General features: G+C 68.1%; 4 protein-coding genes and 1 pseudogene. All 5 read left to right on the top strand.

Translation table 11 applies throughout. From position 1 onward, the window contains the following. The coding region (locus VF697_RS16965) for an aldehyde dehydrogenase family protein (RefSeq protein WP_331096236.1) at positions 1-839 on the top strand (839 nt) is incomplete at its 5' end. After that, positions 836-1,261 (top strand): RidA family protein, encoded by a 426-nt coding sequence (locus VF697_RS16970; RefSeq protein ID WP_331096238.1) that lies wholly within the window; start codon positions 836-838, stop codon positions 1,259-1,261. The genes VF697_RS16965 and VF697_RS16970, both read left to right, overlap by 4 nt. Position 1,262: 1 nt before the next feature. Beyond that, positions 1,263-1,787, top strand: coding sequence for a 3-hydroxyanthranilate 3,4-dioxygenase (nbaC, locus tag VF697_RS16975; RefSeq protein WP_331096240.1), 525 nt, complete (start codon positions 1,263-1,265; stop codon positions 1,785-1,787). Then, positions 1,784-2,797 (top strand): amidohydrolase family protein, encoded by a 1,014-nt coding sequence (locus tag VF697_RS16980; protein ID WP_331096243.1) that lies wholly within the window; start codon positions 1,784-1,786, stop codon positions 2,795-2,797. The genes nbaC and VF697_RS16980 overlap by 4 nt, the downstream gene beginning before the upstream one ends. Beyond that, positions 2,798-3,405, top strand: a pseudogene (locus VF697_RS16985) (kynureninase); the annotation flags it as partial. It abuts the gene before it with no gap.

A 3,405-nucleotide genomic window follows, 5' to 3' on the forward strand; every position in this document is an offset into this window, starting at 1 on the left:
TCCACGGCTACGGCGCCAAGGTGGGCTCCGCGATGAGCCGCCACCCGGACATCAGCGCCATCTCCTTCACGGGCAGCACGCGCACGGGCGCGGAGATCGCCCGCACCGCCGCGCCGCTCTTCAAGAAGCTGTCGCTGGAGATGGGCGGGAAGAATCCCAACGTCATCTTCGAGGACTGCGACTTCGACGAGGCGCTGGCCACCACGGTGCGCTCGTCCTTCTCCAACCAGGGCCAAATCTGTCTCTGCGGCTCGCGCATCTTCGTGCAGGCCCCCCTCTATGAGCGCTTCAAGGAGGCGCTGGTGGAGCGTACGCGGGCGCTGAAGGTGGGAGATCCGCTGGAGTCCTCGACGGACCAGGGCGCGCTGGTGTCGCCGCAGCACTTCGAGAAGGTGATGAGCTACGTCGAGCTGGCCCGCCAGGAGGGAGGCCGCGTCCTCACCGGAGGCCGGCGCGCGCAGGTGCCGGGGCGCTGCCGCAACGGCTGGTTCGTGGAGCCCACGCTCCTCGAGGGCCTGGGCCACGCGTGCCGCACGAACCAGGAGGAGATTTTTGGCCCGGTGGCCACGCTCACGCCCTTCGAGAAGGAAGAGGAGGTGCTGGCCTGGGCCAACAGCACGCGCTACGGGCTGGCGGCGAGCGTGTGGACGCGGGACCTGAGCCGGGCGCACCGCTTCGCGGCGAAGCTGGAGAGCGGCATCGTCTGGGTGAACTGCTGGATGCTGCGCGACCTGCGCACGCCGTTTGGCGGGGTGAAGGACTCGGGCGTGGGGCGGGAGGGCGGCTGGGACGTGCTGCGCTTCTTCACCGAGCCCAAGAACGTGTGCGTGAAGCTATGAGCGACCGGGTCGACTCCCAGAAGGCCCCGGAGCCGGTGGGCCTCTACCCCCACGCCCGGCGCGTGGGCCACCTGCTCTTCCTCTCCGGCGTGGGCCCTCGCGAGCGCGGGAGCAAGAAGATTCCCGGCGTCGAGCTGGACGCCCAGGGCAACATCGTCTCCTACGACATCGAGACGCAGTGCCACTCGGTGTTCCGCAACGTGCGCTACATCCTGGAGGAGGCGGGCTCGTCCTGGGACAAGCTGGTGGACGTGACGGTGTACCTCACGGACATGAAGAAGGACTTCCCCACCTACAACCGGCTGTGGGCCGAGTACTTCAAGGACGTGCCCACGCCGCCGTGCCGGACGACGCTCGGAATCACCGCGCTGCCCACGCCGATTGCGATTGAATTGAAGTGCGTCGCGACCATTGGAGAGTGAGATGAGCCGACTGCAGCCCCTCAACTTCAAGAAGTGGATCGACGAGCACCGCCACCTGCTCAAGCCCCCCGTGGGCAACCAGATGGTGTGGCAGGACCGGGACTTCATCGTGATGGTGGTGGGCGGGCCCAACTCGCGCACCGACTTCCACATCGACGAGAGCGAGGAGTTCTTCTACCAGGTGGAGGGCGACATCAACCTGCGCGTCATCGAGGACGGCAAGCCCGTGGACATCCCCATCCGCGAGGGGGAGATCTTCCTGCTGCCGCCCCGGGTGCCGCACTCGCCGCAGCGGCCGGCGGGCACGGTGGGGCTGGTCATCGAGCGCAAGCGGCGGGAGGGCGAGCTGGACGGGTTCGCGTGGTTCTGCCCCCAGTGCGACACGAAGCTCTATGACGAGTACCTCCAGGTCACCAACATCGTCACCCAGCTCCCGCCGGTGTTCGACCGCTTCTATGGCAACCCGGAGCACTGCACCTGCAAGAAGTGCGGCTTCCAGCTGACGCGAGAGAAGCGCGCGTCATGAAGATCGACATCCACACCCACCTGCTGCCGCCCGAGCTGCCGCGCTTCGCCGAGCGCTTCGGCTACGGCGGCTTCATGACGCTGGAGCACCACGCTCCGTGTCGGGCGCGCATGGTGCGGGATGACGGGAAGTTCTTCCGGGAGATTGAGAGCAACTGCTGGGATCCGGTGAAGCGCATCGAGGAGTGCGATGCGAGCGGTGTTTCCGTGCAGGTGCTCTCCACGGTGCCGGTGATGTTCGGCTACTGGGCGAAGCCGGAGCACGGGCTGGACCTGTCGCGCTTCCTCAACGACCAGCTCGCCTCGGTGGTGCGGGCGCACCCCAAGCGCTTCGTGGGCCTGGGCACGGTGCCCCTCCAGTCCCCGGCGCTCGCCGTGCGCGAGCTGGAGCGCTGCGTGCGCGAGCTGGGGCTGGCCGGAGTGCAGGTGGGCTCGCACGTCAACGGCACCAACCTGGGCGAGCCGGAGCTCTTCCCCTTCTTCGAGGCGGCGGCCGAGCTGGGCGCGGCCCTCTTCGTCCACCCCTGGGACATGCTGGGCGACGCCCGCATGAAGAAGTACTGGATGCCCTGGCTCGTGGGCATGCCCGCGGAGGTGGCGATCGCCGTCTGCTCGCTCCTGTTTTCCGGCACGCTGGAGAAGCTGCCGAAGCTGCGGCTCGCCTTCGCGCACGGCGGCGGCGCCTTCCCGGGCACCTTCGGGCGCATCGAGCACGGCTTCCAGGTGCGGCCGGACCTCGTGGCGGTGGACAACCCGGTGCCGCCTCGCGAGTACCTGGGCCGTTTCTGGGTGGACTCGCTCGTGCACGACCCGGAGATGCTGCGCTTCATCGTGCGGCTGTTCGGCCCGGACAAGGTCGCCCTGGGCAGCGACTATCCCTTCCCGCTCGGCGAGGACCGGCCGGGCACCCTGGTGGAGTCCCTCTCGGACTTCGACGCTTCCACCCGGGAGCGGTTGTTGTGGCGCAATGCGCTCGAGTGGCTCGGGCGTTCAGCAGAGGAGTTCAAGTAGATGAGCGGTAGCGGTGAAGCAGTGCGTTTCGAGGCCAGTGAGGACTTCGCCCGGCGGATGGATGCGCAGGATCCGCTGCGCTCCTTCCGGGAGGAGTTCCTCTTCCCGCGCACCCAGAGCGGAGAGCCGGTCATCTACCTCGTGGGCAACTCGCTGGGGCTCCAGCCGCGCAAGGCGAAGCCCTACGTGCTCGAGGCCCTGGAGGACTGGGAGAAGCACGGGGTGGAGGGCCACTTCACCGGGCAGCGTCCGTGGATGCCCTACCACGAGCTGCTCACCGAGCAGACGGCCCGGCTCGTGGGGGCCCACCCCCTCGAAGTGGTGGTGATGAACACCCTCACGGTGAACCTGCACCTGATGCTGGTGTCCTTCTACCAGCCCTCGGGCGAGCGCCGCAAAATCCTCATGGAGGCCGGGGCCTTCCCGTCGGACCAGTACGCGGTGGCCTCGCAGTTGCGCTTCCACGGGCAGGACCCGAACGAGGCCACCATCCGCCTCTCCCCTCGCGAGGGCGAGGAGACGCTGCGCACCGAGGACATCCTCGAGACGATCGAGCGGCACGGGCGGGAGATCGCCCTGGTGCTGCTGGGCAACGTGAACTACCTCAC

Origin of the sequence: Archangium sp. (genome assembly GCF_036388035.1) — a bacterium.
GTDB lineage: Bacteria > Myxococcota > Myxococcia > Myxococcales > Myxococcaceae > Archangium.

Bases quoted from the DNA above. Each gene is read 5' to 3' on its own strand.
- VF697_RS16970 (WP_331096238.1), top strand. From the start codon at position 836: ATGAGCGACCGGGTCGACTCCCAGAAGGCCCCGGAGCCGGTGGGCCTC.
- nbaC (WP_331096240.1), top strand. From the start codon at position 1,263: ATGAGCCGACTGCAGCCCCTCAACTTCAAGAAGTGGATCGACGAGCAC.
- VF697_RS16980 (WP_331096243.1), top strand. From the start codon at position 1,784: ATGAAGATCGACATCCACACCCACCTGCTGCCGCCCGAGCTGCCGCGC.